The 22,823-nt window shown below is 33.0% G+C and carries 20 protein-coding genes; 16 read left to right on the forward strand and 4 right to left on the reverse strand.

Annotation, left to right across the window (positions count from 1 at the left end):
* Window positions 1-4 precede the first annotated feature (4 nt).
* The 3 genes from ATO12_RS22885 to ATO12_RS22895 all read left to right on the forward strand — a co-directional run bounded on the left by ATO12_RS22885 (window position 5) and on the right by ATO12_RS22895 (window position 3,101).
* The gene (locus ATO12_RS22885; protein WP_034247123.1) at window positions 5-640 is read left to right on the forward strand and encodes a hypothetical protein; all 636 of its coding nucleotides are present in this window, start codon (window positions 5-7) and stop codon (window positions 638-640) included.
* 685 nt (window positions 641-1,325) lie between these two features.
* Entirely contained in the window at window positions 1,326-2,174 is an 849-nt protein-coding gene (locus tag ATO12_RS22890; RefSeq protein WP_034247124.1) for a cadherin repeat domain-containing protein, read from the forward strand.
* A gap of 309 nt (window positions 2,175-2,483) precedes the next feature.
* Window positions 2,484-3,101 carry a hypothetical protein gene (locus ATO12_RS22895; RefSeq protein WP_131248886.1) on the forward strand — a complete coding sequence of 206 codons (618 nt, stop codon included), beginning with the start codon at window positions 2,484-2,486 and terminating at the stop codon, window positions 3,099-3,101.
* A gap of 708 nt (window positions 3,102-3,809) precedes the next feature.
* On the opposite strand, the gene ATO12_RS22900 is transcribed toward ATO12_RS22895, so the two are convergent.
* Both ATO12_RS22900 and ATO12_RS22905 read right to left on the reverse strand, forming a co-directional pair.
* Window positions 3,810-4,961, reverse strand: a complete 1,152-nt coding sequence (locus ATO12_RS22900; RefSeq protein WP_034247127.1) for a pyridoxal phosphate-dependent aminotransferase — start codon at window positions 4,959-4,961, stop codon at window positions 3,810-3,812.
* 87 nt (window positions 4,962-5,048) lie between these two features.
* Window positions 5,049-6,074 carry a helix-turn-helix domain-containing protein gene (locus ATO12_RS22905; RefSeq protein WP_034247128.1) on the reverse strand — a complete coding sequence of 342 codons (1,026 nt, stop codon included), beginning with the start codon at window positions 6,072-6,074 and terminating at the stop codon, window positions 5,049-5,051.
* Window positions 6,075-6,672: 598 nt separating this feature from the next.
* Between ATO12_RS22905 and ATO12_RS22910 the strand changes: the two genes are divergently transcribed.
* From ATO12_RS22910 to ATO12_RS22955, 10 genes are read left to right on the forward strand one after another with little or no spacing between them, the layout of a single operon-like run.
* Window positions 6,673-8,130: an arginine decarboxylase gene (locus tag ATO12_RS22910; RefSeq protein WP_034247130.1), complete on the forward strand. Its 1,458-nt coding sequence runs from the start codon at window positions 6,673-6,675 to the stop codon at window positions 8,128-8,130.
* Between the two features lie 22 nt (window positions 8,131-8,152).
* Window positions 8,153-9,094, forward strand: a complete 942-nt coding sequence (speB, locus tag ATO12_RS22915; RefSeq protein ID WP_034247132.1) for an agmatinase — start codon at window positions 8,153-8,155, stop codon at window positions 9,092-9,094.
* The gene (locus tag ATO12_RS22920) at window positions 9,084-10,058 is read left to right on the forward strand and encodes a deoxyhypusine synthase family protein (RefSeq protein WP_034247134.1); all 975 of its coding nucleotides are present in this window, start codon (window positions 9,084-9,086) and stop codon (window positions 10,056-10,058) included. Before speB ends, ATO12_RS22920 begins: the two co-directional genes overlap by 11 nt.
* Window positions 10,059-10,061: 3 nt before the next feature.
* Window positions 10,062-10,367: a hypothetical protein gene (locus ATO12_RS22925; protein WP_240486175.1), complete on the forward strand. Its 306-nt coding sequence runs from the start codon at window positions 10,062-10,064 to the stop codon at window positions 10,365-10,367.
* A gap of 11 nt (window positions 10,368-10,378) precedes the next feature.
* On the forward strand, window positions 10,379-10,795 hold the full coding sequence (locus ATO12_RS22930; protein ID WP_034247135.1) for a VOC family protein: 417 nt from the start codon (window positions 10,379-10,381) through the stop codon (window positions 10,793-10,795).
* A 4-nt stretch (window positions 10,796-10,799) separates the two neighbouring features.
* Window positions 10,800-11,579 carry an RMD1 family protein gene (locus ATO12_RS22935; RefSeq protein ID WP_034247138.1) on the forward strand — a complete coding sequence of 260 codons (780 nt, stop codon included), beginning with the start codon at window positions 10,800-10,802 and terminating at the stop codon, window positions 11,577-11,579.
* Between the two features lie 17 nt (window positions 11,580-11,596).
* Window positions 11,597-12,985, forward strand: coding sequence for a 30S ribosomal protein S6--L-glutamate ligase (rimK, locus tag ATO12_RS22940; RefSeq protein WP_240486176.1), 1,389 nt, complete (start codon window positions 11,597-11,599; stop codon window positions 12,983-12,985).
* Window positions 12,982-13,569, forward strand: coding sequence for an SET domain-containing protein (locus ATO12_RS22945; RefSeq protein ID WP_034247139.1), 588 nt, complete (start codon window positions 12,982-12,984; stop codon window positions 13,567-13,569). Before rimK ends, ATO12_RS22945 begins: the two co-directional genes overlap by 4 nt.
* A 48-nt stretch (window positions 13,570-13,617) precedes the next feature.
* On the forward strand, window positions 13,618-14,034 hold the full coding sequence (locus ATO12_RS22950; protein ID WP_034247141.1) for an NUDIX hydrolase: 417 nt from the start codon (window positions 13,618-13,620) through the stop codon (window positions 14,032-14,034).
* 11 nt (window positions 14,035-14,045) lie between these two features.
* Entirely contained in the window at window positions 14,046-14,300 is a 255-nt protein-coding gene (locus ATO12_RS22955; RefSeq protein ID WP_051576046.1) for a hypothetical protein, read from the forward strand.
* A gap of 48 nt (window positions 14,301-14,348) precedes the next feature.
* Here ATO12_RS22955 and mnmE read toward each other — a convergent pair whose 3' ends face one another.
* The gene (gene mnmE / locus ATO12_RS22960; protein WP_034247143.1) at window positions 14,349-15,740 is read right to left on the reverse strand and encodes a tRNA uridine-5-carboxymethylaminomethyl(34) synthesis GTPase MnmE; all 1,392 of its coding nucleotides are present in this window, start codon (window positions 15,738-15,740) and stop codon (window positions 14,349-14,351) included.
* Window positions 15,741-16,191: 451 nt separating this feature from the next.
* Here mnmE and ATO12_RS22965 point away from each other — a divergent pair, with 451 nt between their 5' ends.
* From ATO12_RS22965 to ATO12_RS22975, 3 genes are all read left to right on the forward strand, one after another.
* Entirely contained in the window at window positions 16,192-18,465 is a 2,274-nt protein-coding gene (locus tag ATO12_RS22965; RefSeq protein WP_165583442.1) for a trypsin-like peptidase domain-containing protein, read from the forward strand.
* 192 nt (window positions 18,466-18,657) lie between these two features.
* Window positions 18,658-18,996, forward strand: coding sequence for a DUF4870 domain-containing protein (locus tag ATO12_RS22970; protein ID WP_034247147.1), 339 nt, complete (start codon window positions 18,658-18,660; stop codon window positions 18,994-18,996).
* Between the two features lie 339 nt (window positions 18,997-19,335).
* Window positions 19,336-21,480 carry a hybrid sensor histidine kinase/response regulator gene (locus ATO12_RS22975; protein ID WP_165583443.1) on the forward strand — a complete coding sequence of 715 codons (2,145 nt, stop codon included), beginning with the start codon at window positions 19,336-19,338 and terminating at the stop codon, window positions 21,478-21,480.
* Window positions 21,481-21,548: 68 nt separating this feature from the next.
* Here the strand turns inward: ATO12_RS22975 and ATO12_RS22980 are convergent, their stop codons facing one another.
* Complete coding sequence (locus tag ATO12_RS22980; RefSeq protein WP_034247150.1) at window positions 21,549-22,799, reverse strand: ammonium transporter; 1,251 nt, start codon at window positions 22,797-22,799, stop codon at window positions 21,549-21,551.
* Window positions 22,800-22,823 lie beyond the last annotated feature (24 nt).

Consider the following 22,823-nt stretch of genomic DNA (forward strand, 5'->3'; position numbering starts at 1 on the left):
AAAAATGGAAAGAATTAATAATGATTTTTATAGTAAACTTATAAAAAAAGAGTTTCCAGATGAAAACTTTAAATATTATAAAATTTATACTTTAGATGACTCTATATACGTATTCTTCTGTTATCATAAATTATTTTATCCATTAGGTCATGATTTGTTTTGGCATGTTCTTAATCGAGGGCCTATATTGATTGATGATATTAGTACACCAAAATATAAACTTTTAACATATCAGGAATTTATGTCTGATCATTTTGAAATACTCAAGCAAGAATTAGATAATGAGTTTATTTTTTTAGAAAGCTTTGATTTTTCAGATAAAACCTATGAATTTGTTGTTGATGTGATTAAGGAAAGAAGATATATAGATATATCAGATGTTAAACCTATTGCTGTTTTTAACAATTTGGATGAATCTAAAATTAGATTTAACAGTCCAAATTTTAATAAAGAACTCCCTCGCACTTCTGATGATGAATTAACACTGTATCTTTATGATGAGCTTTCGTTGGAATGCTATTTGAAATTAGCAAAAGATGTTGGATTAAGGTATCAGATAGAAAAAAAAGATTTTATTATCTTAAGAATAGATAGACATTTAGAAGATGTAAATCCAGATAATTGCCTTAGCTCATCCTAGTATGCCGTAAAAGCTAGTGCTAGTTTGTGCCTTAAATCGTGCCGTATCAGCTGTCTCGTCTTAAAAAAAGTTTACATATTTATACTTAACCCGATAGCGCGGATTTATAATCCGTGCGGTTAATAAAATCAGAGACATAGATAATGTAAGATAAAAGCTACTTTTTATAGTAGCTTTTGTTGTTTTAAGCAAAGGAGTGATAATGCTCCCGATACATCTTTGGCAAGTAGATTCTGGTATACTAAGAAAATGCTATCCATATCATAGATAAGTGCATACCCTCAAAATACATAATTATTGTAAAAAAATATTTCCCAGTTCCGAAAAATGAAACTGAGAGCTACTATTATTGCATCAGCAATTGTAATAACACGAATTTATAATCGTGCTATTATAATTCGAAGGATATCCACTGTTAGCGCTCGTCTGTGACGGGTGCCATATCAGATTGGTTTATGAGTAAGAGTAATAAAATAGGTAATATAATATAAGAGCTTCCTTATACCATGTGAAAATAAAAAGAAGGAAATATTGAAAACATAAGAAACAAAAGATTCAGGCTAATTATTAGCAAGTTCATGTTAATGTAGTTTCATAAAAATCAGAATAATAATAAAACATGGTCTTTTTTAGGATTATATAAGATAAATATTGTAAAATTTTAAACAACAAATAAGAATAAAAGATGAGTAGAGTATTAAAGTACATAGGAGCAGTATTGATTCAGGTTTTAGTATTTCAATCCTGTAGTAAGGATGATAGCAGTAATGAGCTTGAAAATCAGGACGTACCAACGCTAAGTGTTAAAGATTTTACATTGACGCGTGGGGAGGCCAATTATAGCCCTTCGATAGGTAAGATAGAAACGATCTCTAACCAAAAAGATATAGTGTATAAATTAATATCTCAAGAACCAGAAGGAGCATTGAGTATCGATACAGAAAGTGGAGATTTAAAAGTAGGAGATATATCTTATTTTGATTATGAGTTTTTTCCAGTACTAACAGGAGAAGTTGAAGTGTCCGCAGGGGGTCTTACAAAAAAGGTTTCAGTAACGATTACTTTAACAGACGAAGAGGAATCAGGATCTAAGGTTTTTAGATATCAAAATGAGTCTTATAGTTTAAAAACGTATAAAGAGAGAACTTTTGGAAGAATAGAAATACTGTCTTCAGGTGTTGAATATGGCTCAGGAAGTCAAGGTCTTAGAGGTAAGGGTAATGTATTGCGTTTTTCTATTATTGATAAGCTAAATAATATATCAGAAGGAGTAGTGCATACTTTTACTAAGAAAGATATTGATAATGATTATGTTGGTATTGCAATTGATCACGATTTTGATGCAGATAGTAGTATGCCGAGTTCAGGTACCAAAAACATCACAGAAGCAAAGATACTTTATAAGAAGAAGCATAATGATTTTTATGATCCGAATGCCAATTATTATATATTCAATGTGCATTTTATGTTCAAGTTTTCAGATAATACCACGCTAACAGGAACATATAATGGAGGAGGAAGTGAGGCTCGTTAAAAAGTTGCTTTCAGCTCAGCGAAGAGTGATCACTACTGCTAGTTTGTGCCTAAAATCCGAGAGGAAATAAAAGAAGATAATAAGATAAAAGCTACTGTAACAAGTAGCTTTTGTTGTTTTAATAAAAGTAATGATGATGAGATTTCTTACTACTATCAAGAATCTCAAATTATTCTGTGGCATGATATATGTTATGTTAAAAACAGTAGTCCTATTAAGTCAACTTTTAAAATAATAGCAAATCAATATTGTTAGAGTTTTGAAAACAGCTTATGAAATTATAAATTTGAACACCTAAAATAATTTGCCATGATCTACAAAATAAACATACAGAACCTAAAGAAAATAGTACTTATGCTAGTGATGTCTTGCTTTTTTATGCAAGCGAATGCACAAAATGAACTCATTTCTATACAACCTATTAGTGATCAGGAGTTTGAAGTAAGAAGCCTTAATGGTATACCTTTTACGATAGTTTTGGAAGAAAGTAATAATGATGGACAATTTCATTTAGGAATTAATAACAGTCTTACTTTTAAGACTGGTGATCTGATTGGTAAAAGAAGTACCCTTAGGATTGTATTCGAGGATGAATTATATCACTCTTTAGAGAATAAATTGATTAAGCAATACCAAACAGATTTGCAATGGATTGAAAACTTACTCGGAGTTAAAGAAGGAGAATTTAAAAAATTACCTTCCCGCCCTGTCTTTACTGATAATGGTTTAGAGAAATTAAAAGGGACAGTATTTGAGTATGTTAACACTGATAAAAAAGAAGAAGACTTCTATAAATGGATAGAAAAAATAAACTATTCTGTTGGCGCAGTGAAATATTTTAGAGATTTATATGCTGCATCTAATGGTGAAAATAATGAGCAGAGACGTCATTTTTTACCAATTAATATATACGACGCACTTCAATAAAATAGATAGAGTTATCATACTTATCTAAAAGAGAATCGATACTTTAAAATAAATAAGGTATCGATTTTTTTTGCTTTTTAGTGGCCTCTACATCAAGCTAAAAGGAGAGGTTTGGTTAGAAAGCGAAATAGGCAAGGGTACTACATTCTATTTTACGATTAGCAAATAGATAATCCATTAAAAAAATGGGGCATGTTTAGGTCATTAGTAGGTAAAATAGTAGTACAAATCATCGTGATTTCCTTTAATCAGATCTATGCTATCTATTAAGATATTCTTAACAAAGAGAACCTGCACAACACTTATTTAACTTTATAAGCCCTCCAAACCCACTTGTTATAGTGGGAGGGGAGACTTATATAAGTACCCTGTCTAATAGTTCATGTCAAGTAGGGGTACTTAGTGTAGTAGGGGTGTTATGGTAAATACCTGGCTAGGGGGTACTTCAAATGTAGGGAGGGGGTACTTCAAACAGAGGTAGCACCTGTGTCGAACAGAAGTGTGCCCTGTGTTTAACACAGGGCACACTAGTCTTTGTACTGGGGGGGAGAGTAGTTCTCAAGTAGGGAGGGGGTACTTGCGAAGTACCCTTTAGGGTATCATAACATGTTAATTTTTTAACAAATAAGGCGTGTTTACAACTAGAAAGAACATGATTTAAAAACACATTTAGAGTATGATCCAAAAAAACAGAAAGGCAAGAAATGGTTATAACCATTTCTTGCCTTTCATTTTATCAAATAAAAAACTTATGTCATCCTCAGATCCCATAGTTACTCGTGCCCAATTCGATTTTGTTGGCCAACCCCCGGCAAGTAAAATTTTATTTTTTAACATAAGCTCTTTGTAAGCTTTAAAATTTTTAACATCAAAATATACGAAGTTGGCTTCACTACTAATGTAATTGAAGCCAAGTTTTTCAAGCTCATTGCAAAATGCATTTCGTATTTTGATATTGTTATTCTTTGATGTTTCTAAGAAGGCATCATCTTTTAGTGAAGTAATTGCAGATGCAACACTAAGTGAATTAGGCATGTTACCCGGAAACCCTAAAGTGAATTTTTTCTCCATTTCTGCTATAAGCGATTCTGGCCCTAACATAAAACCAATTCGCAAACCTGCTAAACCGTATATCTTAGAGAAAGTACGAGTAACAAGAACATTTTTTCCTTCTGCAATCAGAGGTGCCATTGACTTATTTCGCCAGGAATTCATAAAATGAATATATGCTTCATCAACAAGTACAGTAGTCTTATCTGATACAAGTCTGCAAAACGATTTTAATTTTTCGGTCTCTATGATAGTCCCCGTAGGGTTATTAGGATTACAGAGTGTTAAAAGGCTGGTTTCAGCACTAATTCTGGACTCCATTTCTGTTAAATTCATTTTGAAATCCGAATCTACTTCAACTGGTGTAACTTTTGCCCCAATCTTTCTGGCAAAAAGTCCAATTACATCAAATGTTGGGCTGGGCACAATTATGTGTTCCCCTTTACTTCCAAAATGAGTCGCAGTCCATATCAACGGCTCAAAAGATCCATGGCCCAGTAGCACATTCTCGGGCTTCAGACCCTCTTGCTTTGCTATCAATTGTTTTAAGGCTTTTGCATCATATTCATAAAAAGTAGAGTATCGATTGCTACGAAATATAACTTCCTTAATTATATGTTCTACATTTTTACTCGGACCAAGATGGTTTTCATTGTAAAGTAATCTTCTTACATCACTTTTGTTAGTATTGTGATCTTTTCTATAATGATCTTCATTATTTTCAGCAAAAGCATTCAAAGGAAATAGACTTAAACCTGCAGATGTTGCCAAAGAATTTTTTAACCATTGTCTTCTATTTATTGTATCCATAATTTTTAAAGTTTTTTCTAAATCAACTAAAAATTAGGCGTACTGTCTATCGAATTCATGAATCCAATAGAGATTTAATAGTAAATATTAAGAAACTATTCGGGTAATATTTTTTAATCGATATTCAGATGGGGTAGATTTTGTAAATGACTTGAATGCTACATTAAAAGAAGAAAGACTGTTGAAACCTGAATCTAAGGCAATAGCTAAGATTTTTGTATCCGGATGGCTGGTACTTAGGAACTCCTTTGCCTTTTTTATTCTATATTCATTGATGAAACTTGAAAAATTCTTGTCGGCGTGTTTATTTATGATCATAGAAATATCTTTGGGAGATAAATTAAGTCGGGGAGATAAGGATGCTAATTTTAAATTAGGATCTAAATAAAGATCATTTTCCTCTATTAACTTTCTGATCCGGTTTAAGTGAATCTCACCATCTTCTATGGTAATATTAGAATTAAGATATTTTTCTTTATAGGTATTATCAAATATTCCTTTTCTATCGAAAGCTAAAAAAAGGATGATAAACATTAGAATAGAGAAAGCAACTACACCTGCAGAGTAGACAGGAATTAGATTCATGAATATTAAAGCATAAACTATCCATACCAGACAAAGCGCAGACACCAATAGAATGTACCATTCTTTTACTTTTTTGTTAACTGTAATTTGTTGTTTCTGAGAGATAAACAAACTTGCTATCACATATGAAAAAGAATGTACTAAAATGAAACTATAACTTAATTTCCAAAAAGCACTATTAATGTCATTAGGGATAACGTTACAAAAAATTGCATAAATAGAACATGGGATAAAATGAAATAGTACTGATCTTAATTGAGGCTTTGTTTTTATGAAGAGTGAACGCCCATAGATATATAATAAGGGACCTACTGCTAAATTGGCTGCCAACCCCAGGTTCTTAATAAAAACAGGAAGTTCTATATAGTTATAAAAAACGGATTTGGTGATCCTTAACGTTAGCGCTATAAGTAATATTCCTAATATTGTGTTCTGTACTTTTTTAAGTCTAAGTAAATAAATTCCAAAAAATAAACTTATTCCAAGTCCAATACCACTTATGATTGCTATTAATAATTTGATTATCATATTTTTCAAAAGCTACCCTTAAAGATAAAATTATCAAGCTACAAAAATTGAATTTCACCACTATTTTTTACTTTTTGTTAACTATTTGTAATAAGTAAAGTTTTTTAAGTAATTGATTGTCAGGTTTATTGTTGCTTAAATAATGTCAGGTTAATGTTCTATATAATATGAAATTTTGAAAAAATAGTTGTACAAAAAAGTTTTGGTGTTACTTTTTTATTACATTTGATATTATCAATAATGAGTTTGTACAATCAAACACATTGCCTAAACAAAATGGAATCTTTTTTCAGATTCGGGCTTAGGAGAATAAAGAAGTCTACTCCAAAAGCTGCCCTAGGGATAGGGAACCGAATTCTCAGGCTGACTTCTAAAAAGTATACGATTGCTCTTCAATTCTTTGAACGGATAAAATTCGTTCCTCACACTATATCAATTATTCGGATATGAGAATAGATTGATCCGAATGGCTTAGCCATTTGTCTTATCAATTTATAATTTTTTAAATCTCGTATTATGAAATGATCCATAGGACTTTCAGGCTGTATACGTCTGTGTTTTTATTGGTGAATTTCATCTGTAAAACAAAACCGAATAGATGAAAACTAAATATATCGATCTTATCGACCAAACCTTTTATTTTCCCCAAGAAGAATTTAGTTTGGAAAATAACCAGTTACAATTTCATGGCATCAACTTAATGGCATTGATAGCTCAGTATGGAGCACCTTTAAAATTTACCTACCTCCCTAAAATATCTGAAAATATTAATAAAGCCAAAACGTGGTTCGACAACGCCATTAAAGCAAATAACTATGCAGGTACTTATAACTATTGTTATTGTACCAAAAGCTCTCATTTTCAGCATGTATTAAATGAAGCATTAAAAAATGATATACATATCGAAACGTCTTCTGCCTTTGATATGGATATCGTTGAAAATCTAAAAGCTCAGGGTAAAATTAATGACGATACTTATGTGATCTGTAATGGTTTTAAAAGAGATCAATACATCCAAAATATTGCCCGATTAATTAACTATGGGCATCAAAAGTGTATTCCTATTATTGATAACTATGAAGAATTATCGTTATTAAGCGACACAATTGATGGTAAATTTCAAGTAGGTATTCGTATAGCTTCAGAAGAAGAACCAAAGTTTGAGTTTTATACCTCTCGTTTAGGAATCGGATATCGTAATATTGTTCCTTTTTATAATAATCAAATTAAAGAAAATTCCAAGGTAGAGTTAAAGATGCTGCATTTCTTTATCAATACAGGTATTCGTGATACTGCCTATTATTGGAATGAACTCTTAAAATGTTTAAAGGTTTATATCAACCTAAAGAAAATATGTCCATCTCTGGATAGCTTAAATATCGGTGGTGGTTTCCCAATTAAAAACTCATTAGCATTCAATTATGACTATGAGTATATGATTAATGAGATTGTAAACCAAATCCAAATTGCCTGTGAAGAAGCTCAGGTAGATGTCCCTAATATATTCACAGAATTTGGAAGCTTTACCGTAGGTGAAAGTGGAGGAGCTATTTATGAAGTATTGTATCAAAAACAACAAAATGACCGTGAAAAATGGAATATGATCAACTCTTCTTTTATTACTACTCTTCCTGATACCTGGGCCATCAACAAACGATTTATAATGCTGGCGGTGAATAGATGGGATGATGAATATGAGCGTGTATTACTTGGCGGTCTTACTTGCGATAGCGATGATTATTATAATTCTGAGCAACATATGAATGCCATTTATCTACCCAAGTATAAAAAAGAAAAACCATTATATATCGGATTTTTTAATACAGGCGCCTATCAGGAAACCATCGGAGGATTTGGTGGATTACAACATTGCCTTATACCACAACCTAAGCATATTATTATTGATAGAGATAAAGAAGGTAATTTGATTACTTCTGTTTTTTCAGAACAACAAACCTCAGAACAATTGCTATCGATTCTGGGATACCGAAAACAATACCCAGAGATTATGAAATCTTTTGAGAGTAATGAACAAGAGTTAATAACCATTTTATAAAACAACATTTAATTTTTTCGAAATGAAAAATAAAACCTATGCAGGGATACCTGAAGAATATGGAAAATTGGAAACCGCTAAGATCGTTTTAATACCAGTTCCTTATGACAGAACAAGTACTTGGCAAAAAGGAGCTGATAAGGGACCTGAGGCTTTTTTAGAAGCTTCAGAAAATATGGAATTGTATGATATAGAAACAGACTCAGAGGTATATAAAAATGGGATTTATCTTGCCGAACCAGTGACTGTAGACGCAACTCCCGAGGCAATGGTAGATGCTGTTCATCAAGAAACTAAAAGATTTATAAAAAAGAAAAAGTTTGTAACTGTTTTTGGGGGCGAGCATTCGGTGTCAATTGGTACCATTAGAGCTTTTAATGAAGTTTTTGATAACCTAACGGTATTGCATATAGATGCTCACGCCGATTTAAGAAAATCGTATGAAGGTAGTAGCTGCAATCATGCTTGTGCAATGTATGAAGCGAGTCAAAATACCAATTTAATTCAAGTCGGGATTCGTTCTATGGATATACAGGAAAAACCTGTAATGGATTATGACAAGGTTTATTTTGCTCATGAAATGGCAATAGATGATAACTGGATGGATTCGGTTATTGAGCAAATGACAGATAATGTATTTATTACGTTTGACTTAGATGCTTTAGATCCTTCAATTTTACCAAGTACAGGAACACCAGAACCAGGTGGTCTGTTTTGGTATGAAACTTTAGACTTTTTAAAGCTGGTATTTAATGAGAAAAATGTGGTTGGTTTTGATATTGTTGAATTATGCCCTAATAAAAATGATAAATCTTCTGATTTTCTTGCGGCTAAATTATACTACAAGATGTTAAGTTATAAGTTTCAGGACAATACAGAGGAGTTGGAAGATGAATATAACATTATAGAAAACGAAACTTTAAAAAAATTCAAATCTAATTACGAAGAATACGATGAAAGGTAAAGGTGAAATTTCAAAATTTATAGAAAAGTATTTTCTTCATTTCAATGCAGCTACACTTGTTGATGCGGCAAAAGCATATGAATCTCAATTAGCAAATGGTGGGAAAATGTTGGTTTCCCTTGCAGGTGCAATGAGTACAGCAGAACTCGGAAAAATCTTTGCCGAAATGATTCGTCAAGATAAAATACATATTATTTCCTGTACTGGTGCCAATCTCGAAGAAGATATTATGAATCTGGTAGCGCACAGTCATTATAAAAGAGTACCTAATTATAGAGATTTAACCCCCCAACAAGAGTGGGAATTATTAGAAAAAGGATTAAATCGGGTAACCGATACATGTATTCCAGAGGAAGAAGCTTTTAGAAGGTTACAAAAACACATTTTCAAAATCTGGAAAGATGCCGAAGAAGCCGAAGAACGTTATTTCCCACATGAGTTTATGTATAAACTATTGCTATCAGGAGTTCTTGAAGAATACTATGAGATTGATATTAAAGATTCGTGGATGTATGCAGCTGCTCAAGCAAATTTGCCAATGGTAGTCCCTGGCTGGGAAGATAGTACAATGGGAAACATTTTTGCAAGCTACGTAATGAAAGGAGAGCTTAAGGCGAGTACAATGAAATCGGGTATCGAGTATATGACTTTTTTAGCTGACTGGTATACTGAAAATTCTGAAAAAGGTATAGGGTTCTTTCAAATTGGAGGTGGTATTGCCGGTGACTTTCCTATTTGCGTTGTTCCAATGCTGTATCAGGATTTAGAGAGAACAGATACTCCTTTTTGGAATTATTTCTGCCAAATAAGTGACTCTACTACAAGTTATGGATCTTATTCTGGCGCAGTGCCTAATGAAAAGATTACCTGGGGTAAATTGGATATAGATACTCCCAAGTTTGTTATAGAAAGCGATGCAACCATTGTAGCTCCATTAGTATTTGGCTACTTATTAGATATGTAAAAAATGAAAACACGACGAAACTCAAATTTGAAAAAAATTATTGTTGATTATAAAAAGCTTAACAACGATATTCTTGATCTCCTGGTGACTAAATATCCTGATGGATACGAAGATGAACATATTATCAAGTTCAAAAATGCTAAAAATGAAATCGTTGAATGTGTCGAAGTAGAAACTGAAGATACATTATATCTTGTAAAAGTAAGCAAACGTCTCGTTACAGCTATGGAAGATTTTGACGAAACGAACGATAGCAAGATTGAAAGAGAACAGGATCTCCCAGGTGAACCAGAAATTGATGAAGATTAAAATTTAAAAAAATGAGAAAAGCAGAATTTCATCTTGCTCTTCCATGCGAAGATCTCGATAAAGTAAAGGATTTTTATGTAAATATTCTTGGCGCAGAATTAGGTAGAAGCACGGATACTTGGATCGATATTAATCTATATCAGAACCAAATTACTTTTACCAGATCAGGTAGTTTTAACTTTGATTTTAAAAATTATAGATTGGGAGATAAGATTCTGCCATCCTTTCATTTTGGAGTAATTATCGATGTAGAATTATGGGGTGTATTGTATGCTAAACTCTTCAAAATGGATCTTGAGGTTACTACAGAAGCAGTATTTATGGAGAAAAAAGTTGGGGAACACTTGTCTTTTTTTATTAAGGACCCTAATGGATATATGGTAGAGTTTAAAAGCTTTAAAGATCACGGAGAGATATTTACCGTGTAGGGAAATGACAAAGGAGGTATATGCCGTACAAATTGCTGATGCAATTTCTATCAAAAATTGTAAAAACAATTTCGAAGAGGAGTTATTATTTCATGATAGTGATGAATTGTTTTATGAACGATTTCAGGGACAATATATTTATATTTTTAAATATGGAGTAGTTTGTTTTTATAACATAAATAGAGATGAAATAGAACAAATTTGTAATGAAATATTGATGTACGCTAAGAATATTGTTATGACAGATATTTCAGAGAATGTTAATATTGTTCTGGGGAAAACTACCAATAAAGTATCTTTTGGAACTATTACGTTAAGGGAGTTTGATGTAGAATCTTTACGGTTAGTAATGCTTAATACTTCACAATCGGTGGCACTAGACAATTATACTAATATTTCAGAACAGATTTTGGAAGATACTAAATCCCATACTTCCTATCTTGAAGAAAATGGGAGGTTAGATATTAGTGGTAAAAAACTAAAGAAGTATATCGGACGAGTACTAAACATCAAGAATAAAATTTCGGAAAACCTTTACATCTTTGACTCTCCTGATATTACCTGGGATGATGAAAATTTAAATAAATTAAATCAAGATCTTAAACGAATATTTGATTTAAAAGATCGCTATCGTAGCGTTCATGATCAGGTAGAAATCATTAAAGAAAACCTGGAACTTTTTAAAGACATCATGTTTCATAAAGAAAGTAGTAAACTAGAATGGATTATTATCATTCTAATTCTGGTAGAAGTGATGGATCTTTTTATTCAAAAATTAACATAATAAAGAAAACCAATTAAGTGATTGAAAATATAACAAATAACGAACTAGAAGTAATTGGAAGCGAAGAATGGTGTGTCTTTGATGAATTTGGTATTCCTGCTATTAAAGCAAGGGTAGATTCTGGAGCTAAGACCTCTTCTATTCAGGCTAATAACATCAAATTAATCCATAAAGGAACCGAAGAATGGGTACGCTTTGAGGTAAATCCTATTCAGGATAATAGAAGTATCGTCATAAGATGCGAAACCAAACTTCACGATAAGCGTGTGGTAAAGAGTTCATCAGGAATTGCAGAAGAACGATTTGTAATCAAAACACCTGTCACTATTGGAGATAAAACCTTTGCTATTGAACTTACATTAGCTAATCGTGATGCAATGGAATATAGAATGCTTCTGGGACGAGAGGCGTTAATTAATAGATATATTGTAAATCCATCGGTAAGTTTTGCTCAACAGGATTTTACAAAAGATGAGATTCAAACAAAATATAAACCGTTTCTTAAAGAAAAATCAGGATTAAAAATTGCATTACTAGCTAGTAACCCCAATTTATATAGTAACAAGCGTATACTAGAAGCTGGTATTGCCAGAGGTCACGAGATGGTATTTCTTAATGTAGAACAAGCTTATATGAAACTGGATGCTGCAGAACCAGAAATACGCTATCGAGGAGGAAATATCATTGACGAGTTCGATGCGATTATTCCTAGAATAAAACCTTCAATGACGTTCTATGCATGTGCATTGATAAGACAATTTGATTCTATGGGTGCATATTGCCTGAACTCATCTGAAGCCATTAAACAATCCAGAGATAAGCTATTGGCTACTCAGCTTTTTGCAAAAAACGATATTCATATCCCTATTACCGGATTTGCAAAATCTCCCTTAGATACTAAGGACCTAATTAAAATGGTTAATGGAGCTCCTTTAATCATTAAATTACTAGAAAGTACACAAGGAAAAGGTGTGGTACTGGCAGAAACCAATAAAGCTGCAGAGAGTGTAATCAATGCTTTCAAAAGTGTACAGACCAACATTCTGGTACAAGAGTTTATTAAAGAAGCTAATGGGCAAGATATCAGATGTTTTGTTGTAAATGGAAAAGTAGTAGCATCAATGCAAAGACAAGCTGCAAAAGGAGAATTTAGAGCAAACATTCATCAAGGTGGATCTGCTTCTAAGATTAAAATTACTTCTGAAGAGCGAAAACTGGCGATCAAAGCCGCCAAAATATTGAATTTACCTGTTGCTGGTGTAGATCTTATTCGATCTAATAAAGGACCCCTTTTGTTAGAAGTGAATTCATCACCAGGCCTTGAAGGTATCGAAAATGCTACAGGGTTGGATATTGCTAATATTATGATTGAAGCTATAGAAAAGAAGCTAAAATTTAAACGATGATACATCCCTATACCGAAATAAGGTTTATAAGTGATGAAGTTGGCTATGGTGTTGTAGCCAAAGAATTAATTCCTAAAGGAACAATCACCTGGGTATTAGATAAATTTGATCGTGAGTTTACTCCAGATCAATATGAAATATTAGAACCCATTTATAAAAACATTTTAGAAACATATGCTTATAAAAACAATCTGGGTAATCTGGTGTTATGTTGGGATAATGGACGTTTTGTGAACCATAGCTTTAATGCTAATTGCCTTACTACTGCATATAATTTTGAGTTAGCTGTGCGAGATATTCGTCCTGGAGAACAGTTAACAGATGATTACGGCTACCTCAATATTGATACTCCTTTTAGAGGAATTGATGAAGGAACCAAAAGAAAAATCGTATATCCAAATGATTTATTAAAGTATCACAAATCCTGGGATAAAAAATTAATAAAAGCTTTTAAATATGTATCCAAGGTAAAACAACCTTTAATTGGATTGCTGGAAGAAGAGCTATGGCAATTAGTAGTACAGATTGAAAAAGGAGAAAAAGAGATGGCTTCGATATTAGAAAATTACCACCAAAGGGCATAAAAAGAGTAATAAAGAAACATGTGTTGTTTAATTTAATAGCAACTGCCTATGAAAATCAAAAAACATAAAGAAAAATCTCGACTAATCGTTTATCAGGGAGATGAGCTTTTAGTGCTTCAAAAACATACTAAAGATCTTGAGTATGGACTTATAGGAGGATTTCTTGAAAAAGGAGAGTCTCCTGAAACCGCATTGATACGAGAAGCTTTTGAAGAAGCCGAAATTCAACTATGTGAACAAGATATGGAGTATCAATGTTCAATAACCATAGAGTTAAAAAATAAACAAAAGCTTTCTAAACATTATTTTGTATGTAGTGATTATACAAAGCCATTTGCACTGGCAGAACCACACAAGTTTAGAAAAATTGAATGGGTATACTGGAAAGATACCTTAGATTTTTTAAGTAAGTCAGATAAAAAAGTAGTGAAATCTCTTTTTAAACCGTGTAAACTTAACTATTAAAATGAATAAAGATGAATGGTAATATTATTAATCAAAATGTAGAGCACGGAGTATTTAAAAAATACTATGATGGGTACTATCAATTTGAAATGGAAAACGGCGAGACTATTGTATTTGAAGAAGTATCTCATTCTGTGGTCAAAAAATTCGATCTTAAATCTGATACATGTATAGGTAAAAGTTTTGAAATTACTTATTCAGAATATGTCGAAGATGATGATGAAGACTTCGTATCCTTTAAAATTGAAAAATTGAAACTTTTGTAAACGAAGTCTAACAAAGAATGATAAAAGCATGTTAAAAGGAAAATATAATTACTTCCCAATACAAAAATTAGCAAAGATATTTCCTAGTAAATCATCACTGGTAATTTCTCCTGTAATTTCACCAAAATGATATAACGCCTGGCGAATATCTATTGCCATTAGATCTCCAGAAAGCCCGGTATCTAATCCATATTGTACTTTCTGTATTTCTTCTAAAGCTTTTAATAAAGCATCATAGTGACGAGAGTTGGTTACAATAGTCTCATTATTGCGCAGAGCTCCAGTGTTTACATACTCAAGGAGTTTGTTTTGTAAGGCTTCGACACCTATATTTTGCTTTGCAGAAAGTAAGTGGATATTTTCGATTTCAGATGTTAGTGTCGAAGTTTGATCATCATCTAGTTTATCTACTTTATTAGCAACAATAATCAGAGGTTTTTGAGGATACTTATTTTTTATCTTTCCTATTTCAGTTTTTAACTCCTGTAAACTATCAGCAGTCAATATAGAACTATCAACCAAATAGATAACTACCTGTGCCTGTTCGATTTTTTCGAATGTTTTTTGTATCCCGATACTTTCGACTACATCTTTGGTTTCCCGTATACCTGCTGTATCAATAAATCGAAATCCAATACCGCCAATAGTAATTTCATCTTCTATAGTATCGCGAGTTGTTCCTGCTATATCCGATACGATGGCTCTTTCTTCGTTTAGTAATGCATTAAGCAACGTAGATTTTCCAACATTAGGTTCCCCGACAATGGCTACCGGAATTCCGTTTTTGATAACATTACCTACGGCAAAAGAATCAATAAGGCGTTTTAATACATTTGTAATTCTGGCGATTAGATCTTTAAACTGAGTGCGATCTGCAAATTCTACATCTTCTTCGGCAAAATCTAACTCTAACTCTATCAAAGAAGCAAAATTAAGGAGTTCATCTCTCAGCTTTTGAATCTCATTAGAAAAACCACCTCGCATTTGTTGCATTGCAATTTGATGAGAAGCTTCAGAATCAGACGCAATAAGATCGGCTACAGCTTCGGCTTGAGAAAGATCTAGTTTTCCATTAATAAATGCACGTAGTGTAAACTCTCCGGCATTAGCCATTCTACAACCTTTCCGTAGTAGTAACTGAATAATTTCTTGTTGGATATATACAGAACCGTGACAGGAAATCTCTATAGTGGGTTCTCCGGTGTATGAATTAGAACCTTTAAAAATAGAAATCAAAACTTCATCCAGTATTCTGTTTTCGTCAACAATATGTCCCAGGTGTATAGTATGACTTTTTTGAGCACTTAATTCTTTTCCGCTCACAGATCGAAATAAAGGAGAACAGATCGTAATAGCTTCTTTTCCAGATACGCGAATGACCGCTATAGCCCCGGCTCCTGATGGGGTTGCTAATGCTACTATGGTATCTTGTGCGATCATATATTTTATCTATAAAAGAGCAAAAATAGGTATTAATACATGTATTTTAAATTTTGATTGCATACTTTTTTGAGGAGTTGATTTTCTTTTCTATCTTGTAGCAGGAAGAAGAAGAAATACTTCAGTATTAACCAACTTATTTCCTTCGGAAAAAAAGAATAGGAAAAAAACCGCTGGTTTTTGATTAATTAAAAATTAGATGACCAGTTAGTGGAATACAATTTTGTAGCAATTAAAGATGCTGCAAGAGTTTTTGTACTAACTAAATTTAATGTCTAATCTAATAAATTTTTTTAATCTTATTCTTATGAACTCAAACAACACAAACTCAATTCACATTTACAGGTATCCTGTACATCGAATATGTATGCTGCTATGCATCATTTTTATGTTGATACCCTATATTAATTTTGCTCAGGATGAACTGCCACGACATTATACGAAGTATAATATGGAGATAAAACCTGATGGCAATCAGAGTAAAAATAGTTCACAAATTGTTACAGAAACCATATCAGAAAAAGGAGCTACTTGGTTACGTTTATTTCTTAAAGATGTAAATCTTGGAAACAAGAGTACGTTAACCATTACATCAGCGTTAGACGGAGCTACCCAAACATTAACATCAAAGACCATCAAGGAGTGGAAGAATAGTACAGCGTATTTTAATGGTGATAAAATAACGCTAAAACTAACGGTAGCACCAGGAGAAGCAGCTATAGGTTTTACTATTCATGAAGTAGGAGTTGGTGAAAATGATCCGGGATCAAAATCCCAATGTGGTTCGACTGATGATAGAGTCGATTCTACTGATGATGCGATCGGACGAATAGTACCTATCGGATGTACGGGTTGGATTATTACTAATGGTAGATTAGTTACTGCCGGGCATTGCGTAGGGAACAGGGCGCAACTTATAGAATTTAATGTACCTAAGTCTAATCCTGATCGTACCATTGTACATCCTGGACCAGAAGATCAGTATCCAATAGGTAATTTTGTAACTAACTTTGTAAGAGGGAGACCCGAGACTGATTGGGCGGTATTTACTGCAAGTGCCAATTCGCAAACGGGTCAAACACCTATACAGGCGCAGGGTAAATCATTTAATGTAGTACGAAGCGCTCCCGGAAATAATATAACCATAACAGGCTTTGGTACAGATACTGGTATTGATAATCAAACGCAGCAAACACATACTGGGCCATTATCATCGGTTGATAATACGTTTGTAAGATATAGAACAGATACGACAGGAGGAAACTCTGGAAGTCCGATAATAGACGCCGCAACAGGAAATGCGGTTGGGGTTCATGCCTATGGTGGATGCTCGGGATCGGGAGGTTCTAACTTTGGAGAAAGAGCAACCATACCCGATTTTTGGGATGCTATGGGGCTGGATGGAAACCCACCACCAACCGATGAATGTACAGGTGATATTGCTTCTTTCCCTTACAACGAAAGTTTTGAAGGTAATATAGGAGATTGGAAACAAGCTAGCGGAGATGATTTGGATTGGACTGTAAATTCTAATGGTACTCCTTCTAATGGTACCGGGCCAAGTGGCGCAGTAGATGGTAATTCATATATATATGTAGAAGCATCTGGAAACGGAACAGGATTCCCTTCTAAAAGAGCGATCTTAAATTCTCCTTGCTTAAATTTTACAAGTCTTACAACGCCTAAACTAAGTTTTCAATATCATATGATAGGTAACGCAGTGGGAACATTAACTGTAGAAGCCAGAACAAATAATACAGGAAGCTGGTCAAGTGTGTTTACCAAATCAGGAGCGCAAGGAACAGATTGGAACGCAGCCGATATAGATCTCTCTTCATATGCCGGTAATGCAAGCGTGCAGTTAAGATTAAATGTCGTGACAGGAAGCAGTTGGCAAGGAGATATTACTATCGATGCCCTAAACATATCTAATGGTACGGTAACACCCCCTGTATGTACAGCTTTAGATTTTAATGATTTTACAATCACAGCATTCTCTAATCAGGATTCTGCAGGTAATTTCTCTATCCAAAGCGGGGGAGCTGCACTTTCTTTACAAAATAATACATGGAAATATATTGCTATGAATTATACAGTAACTGCAAATACAGTAATAGAATTTGATTTTAGCAGTACTTCTGAAGGCGAAATTCACGGAGTTGGTTTTGAAAATGATAATACATTAACCTCTACCAGGTACTTTAAAGTTCATGGTACTCAAAATTATGGAGTAACCAATTTTGATGATTATGCTAGCGGGACAAAAAAGTATGTCATTCCGGTAGGGAATTTCTATACTGGTAGTATGGATAGACTGGTTTTTATAAATGATAATGATGCTGGTAGTGGTAATACCTCTGTTTTTAGTAATGTGAAAATATATGAAGGTTCTTGTGGGCGATCAGCAACTTCAGAAAGTTTAATAGCTCAGTTAGAATCAGTTTCACCAATTCTTGGAGACGAGAATGAAGGTGATCTTGCAGGGCTAAGTATTAAGCCAAACCCTGCAAAAGATGTCTTTTCGTTGCATCTAAATCAATATATAAAAGGAAATGTAACTGCAACGATTTATACGATTCTGGGAAGTAAAAAAGCCAGAATAAATATGCAACCAGGTATCAATACAATTTCTGCCCGAAACCTATCATTGGGTAAAGGGATTTATCTAATTAAAATTGATAGTAGTACCGGGGAATCTGCTACCAAGAAACTAATCGTGAATTAATACTTTATATAGAAGACATTAAATTTAGTAATTAGTAAACACCTTGGCTTTGTGTCGAGGTGTTTTTTTTGATCAAATAATAAGATGTTAGTACCGTTACTGTAACAAAATGCTATTTTTATCGTCATATAAATATAGATTGCTAATATTTTTAGCAACTCAATCAATCATCAACCAAAAAACGTAGAAATCATGAAACAGGACAGATCATTATTAGTTATTACCCATTTATCACAATTATTAGACCTTATCACAGGGTTTGGAGGATTTATAGTACCCTTAATATTGTGGTTAACCCAGAGAGAAAGAGTTTTGGCAATGGATGAGCATGGAAAATCAATTATGAATTTTCAGATAAGTATGTTTATTTATGCAATCGTATGTGTTCCTTTAATCTTATTATTTGGACTGGGATTATTAGGATTAGCTCTTATTGCACTTTTATGCTTTGTATTTCCTATCATTAATGCTGTAAAAGCAAATAATGGAGAAGAACCTTCATATCCTTTATCTATGCAAATCATTAAATAATTGCTAATATGAAGTAATTATAATATTATACGCAGAAGCTGCATCAATAGATTGCCTGAATATTTATTCAGGCTTTTTTTATGCAATTTTTTGACTCTTCAGGAATGATAAAACCCTAAAAAATAACAGGATAACATAATTTTTTTAAGAGTTAATGATAAAAATATGTTGTTTTTGTACTGGAAAACCGTAAAATAATATAGAAATAAGCAGATATTGTTTTATATTGTTGTAATGGTTTTTTTGATAATATGGGGTATGTGTGTGAAATTTTTTAAAATAAATATAATTATTTTGTTAATTTTTTGGAGTATTGATAGTCTTGCCCAAAAAAAAGAAATGGTTGAGAAATCAACTTTAGAAATTGATAATACCATTTATCGTTTGATAAGGAATGATAGTATTGTCGAGGCCAGAATTTTTTTAGATACAATTTTTAATCATAAGAAATCAGAATCTGATGATGAGTTTTTGTTGTCCTATAATTATAACTACGGACTGATTTTTATGACTTCGGGAAAACCTAATGCAGCAGCAAATTACATATTTAAAGCCAAGGAAATTTCAAAAAGGATACCAGGTAATTCTTATGAGTCAAAAATCAAAGTAGTTGTACTAAGATTGTTTAGAGAAACAAATAGGTATAAAGAGCTAGATAGTTTATATCAGAAGTATATCGATTATAATAAGAAGAGTAAAAACGGTATTATATTCTTTCATCATCTGGATTATATTATAAGTGAAATGAATAGAAGTAACTTTAAACAAGTGATTTCTATTTCCAGAAAGGTACTATCCGATCTTGATGATTATGATTATACAAAGATGTCAAAGGAAAGTATACATGTCATTAATGATGTTGTGAGAAACGAGCTAAAGATATATTTCGCAATGGCATTAATGGAAAAAGGTATAGATTATGAGAAATCGTATCGGTTACTAAATGAAACAGAAAGAGATTCTCTCTTTTTTGTACAAAGAGAACGGGATGAATACTTAAGATTGATACAACAATACAAAGCACGCTATTTTTATGAGTATGATAAAAACATGGACTCGGTGTCTTATTACCAGGCGTTATCAAATAAATATCAGGAGACCTATATTAAAAAACTAAAAAGACGCGCTTCTAATGCTGATATTTTTATTTATGAAATTGCTAAGAATAAAAAGGATATCGAGCAACTTTCTATTATCAATGAAAAAAATATTCAGATTCAAAAAAGTTATTTTCAGGTTAGTTTTTTGACAGGGTTTTTGTTGTTGTTGGCAATTATTTTTAGTGTCTATGTATATAGATCTAACAATCATAAGCATAGAATTAATCAAGAGTTGAAAGAAAAAAACGCCGAGCTATTAACGGTTGATGAAGAACGTAATCAGTTTTTTTCTATAATGAGTCATGAATTAAGAACCCCCATTTATACCATACAAGGATTGGTAGAAATCATAGAAAATACAAAGAACCAAAAACAGAGGAAAGAATTTTTAAGTACACTAAAATTTTCGAATAATCATTTATCAGGATTGGTAAATAATGCTTTAGAATATTCTAAGTTCCGCCTGGGAAATGTGAGGTTAAATAAAGATGCTTTTTCCTTAGATGAAATGCTAACGAATATTTGTAATTCGTTTTCATATCAATTACGTAAGAGTAATACAAAATTGCATATCAATATAGCAGAAGGTGTAGAAACCAATGTTCTGGATGATCGTTTAAAGCTTTCTCAGATTTTTATCAACCTTATTTCTAATGCTATTAAATTTACTACAGATGGAAATATCTGGATAGAACTTGTGCAAATTGCAAGTTTCGAAAATATGATCAGGCTCCGTTTTACTGTGAGAGATGACGGGATAGGAATTAAAAAAGAATTGATATCAGATGTATTTGACGGATTTAAGGGGATACATCATATAGATAAACACAAAGGAGGCTCTGGGTTAGGGTTGTATATCGTAAAACGGTTTATAGAAGATTTGTATAAATCCTCAATAGTTGTAGAATCTGAAGAGGGGAAAGGAACTTCGTTTTCTTTCGAGATTGAAATGGAACGAAACCTAAAGAATACAAAAGTACCGATTGTAAATGATGAAGATTATGCCAATGTATTAGACGGTTATAACATGCTGGTTGTAGATGATAATACAATTAATCTAATGATTACAAAAAAGATTTTAGAAAGTGCGGGAGCGATATGTACAACAGTAGATAATGGTTTTGATGCTGTGTTATTGACACAAAAAAATGACTACGATGTGGTTTTTATGGATATTCATATGCCAGAACAGGATGGTTTTGAAACGACCCAAAAAATAAGAGAGTTTAATAAAGATGTTATTATTATGGCATTAACAGCCGTTGATTTAGAAAGGGTGATCACAAAGGTTCATCAATCTGGTATGGATGGAATTGTTGCTAAACCATACAAACGAAGTGATTTATTTCAAAAGATCTTATCCTTTTCTCTAAAGAAAGATTAAAAAATGAGCTTTCTAAATACGATCAGAAAGCTCATTGATTAAAAAGCAGTTTGGATCTTTACTGTTTTTTAATGTTGGTTAATTCTAAAGTCAGGATAAGCATCCATACCATGTTCGTGATTGTCTAATCCGTCAATTTCTTCTTTTTCTGAAACTCGGATTCCTATAGTTTTTTTAAGTATAAATATGATGACAAAAGCGGTTATTAAGCAAAATGCTCCTACAATAAGAACGCCAAGTCCTTGAACCATGAATTGATCAAACCCAGCTTTCGTTCCAAAAATCCCTACAGCTATAGTTCCCCAGATGCCACAGATTAAATGAACAGCTATGGCACCTACAGGATCGTCTAGTTTTAATTTGTCTACCAATGCTACACCGAGTACGATAATAATACCTGCACATAAACCAATAATTACAGCTTCGTTCGGGGACATGAGATCAGCTCCGGCCGTTATCCCTACCAATCCTCCCAGAATACCATTTAAGAACATCGTAAGATCATAGTTTTTGTATAAGATGGTAGAAAGTACAAATGCCCCAACACCACCTGCTGCCGCTGCAAGACAGGTAGTTACTAATACTAATGAAGTGCCGGCAGGATCTGCAGAGAGTACAGATCCACCATTAAAACCAAACCATCCTAGCCAAAGAATAAGCACACCAGCAGCAGCTATAGGGATATTGTGTCCAGGGATAGCTTGTGGTTTTCCTTCAGAGCTATATTTGCCTATTCTTGCACCTAATAGAATAATGGCTACCATGGCAGCCCATCCACCAACAGAGTGTACAAGTGTAGAACCCGCAAAGTCATAAAACCCTTCAGCTTCACCAATTTTAAAAGTAGATAAAAATCCGCTTCCCCATTGCCAGGAACCTACTATAGGATATACCAAACCTACATAAAGTATAGTAAATATCATAAATGCTCCTAACTTAATACGTTCTGCTACCGCACCAGAAACTATAGTAGCGGCTGTAGCGGCAAACATTCCCTGAAATAGGAAATCTGTCCACCAGGTATAGCCTCCGCTGGCGTATTCCGGAGTCATTCCATTCTCGGGGGCAGCGATGCCAAACCCTGCAAATTTTAGAAAACCGATATCTCCATCCTCGAATCCCGGATACATAAGGTTGAAACCACCGATATAGTATAATAATAAACCTATACAGATGATAAATACATTTTTAAATAATATGTTAATTGTGTTTTTTTGACGAGTTAGTCCTATTTCTAAAAAGGAAAATCCTAAGTGCATGAAAAATACAAGTGCTGTACACACCATCATCCATACATTATTTGTGGTTAAAAGTTCCATAGTTTAATTACTATTAAAGTTGTT

Source organism: Aquimarina atlantica, from assembly GCF_000626715.1.
Lineage (GTDB): Bacteria > Bacteroidota > Bacteroidia > Flavobacteriales > Flavobacteriaceae > Aquimarina > Aquimarina atlantica.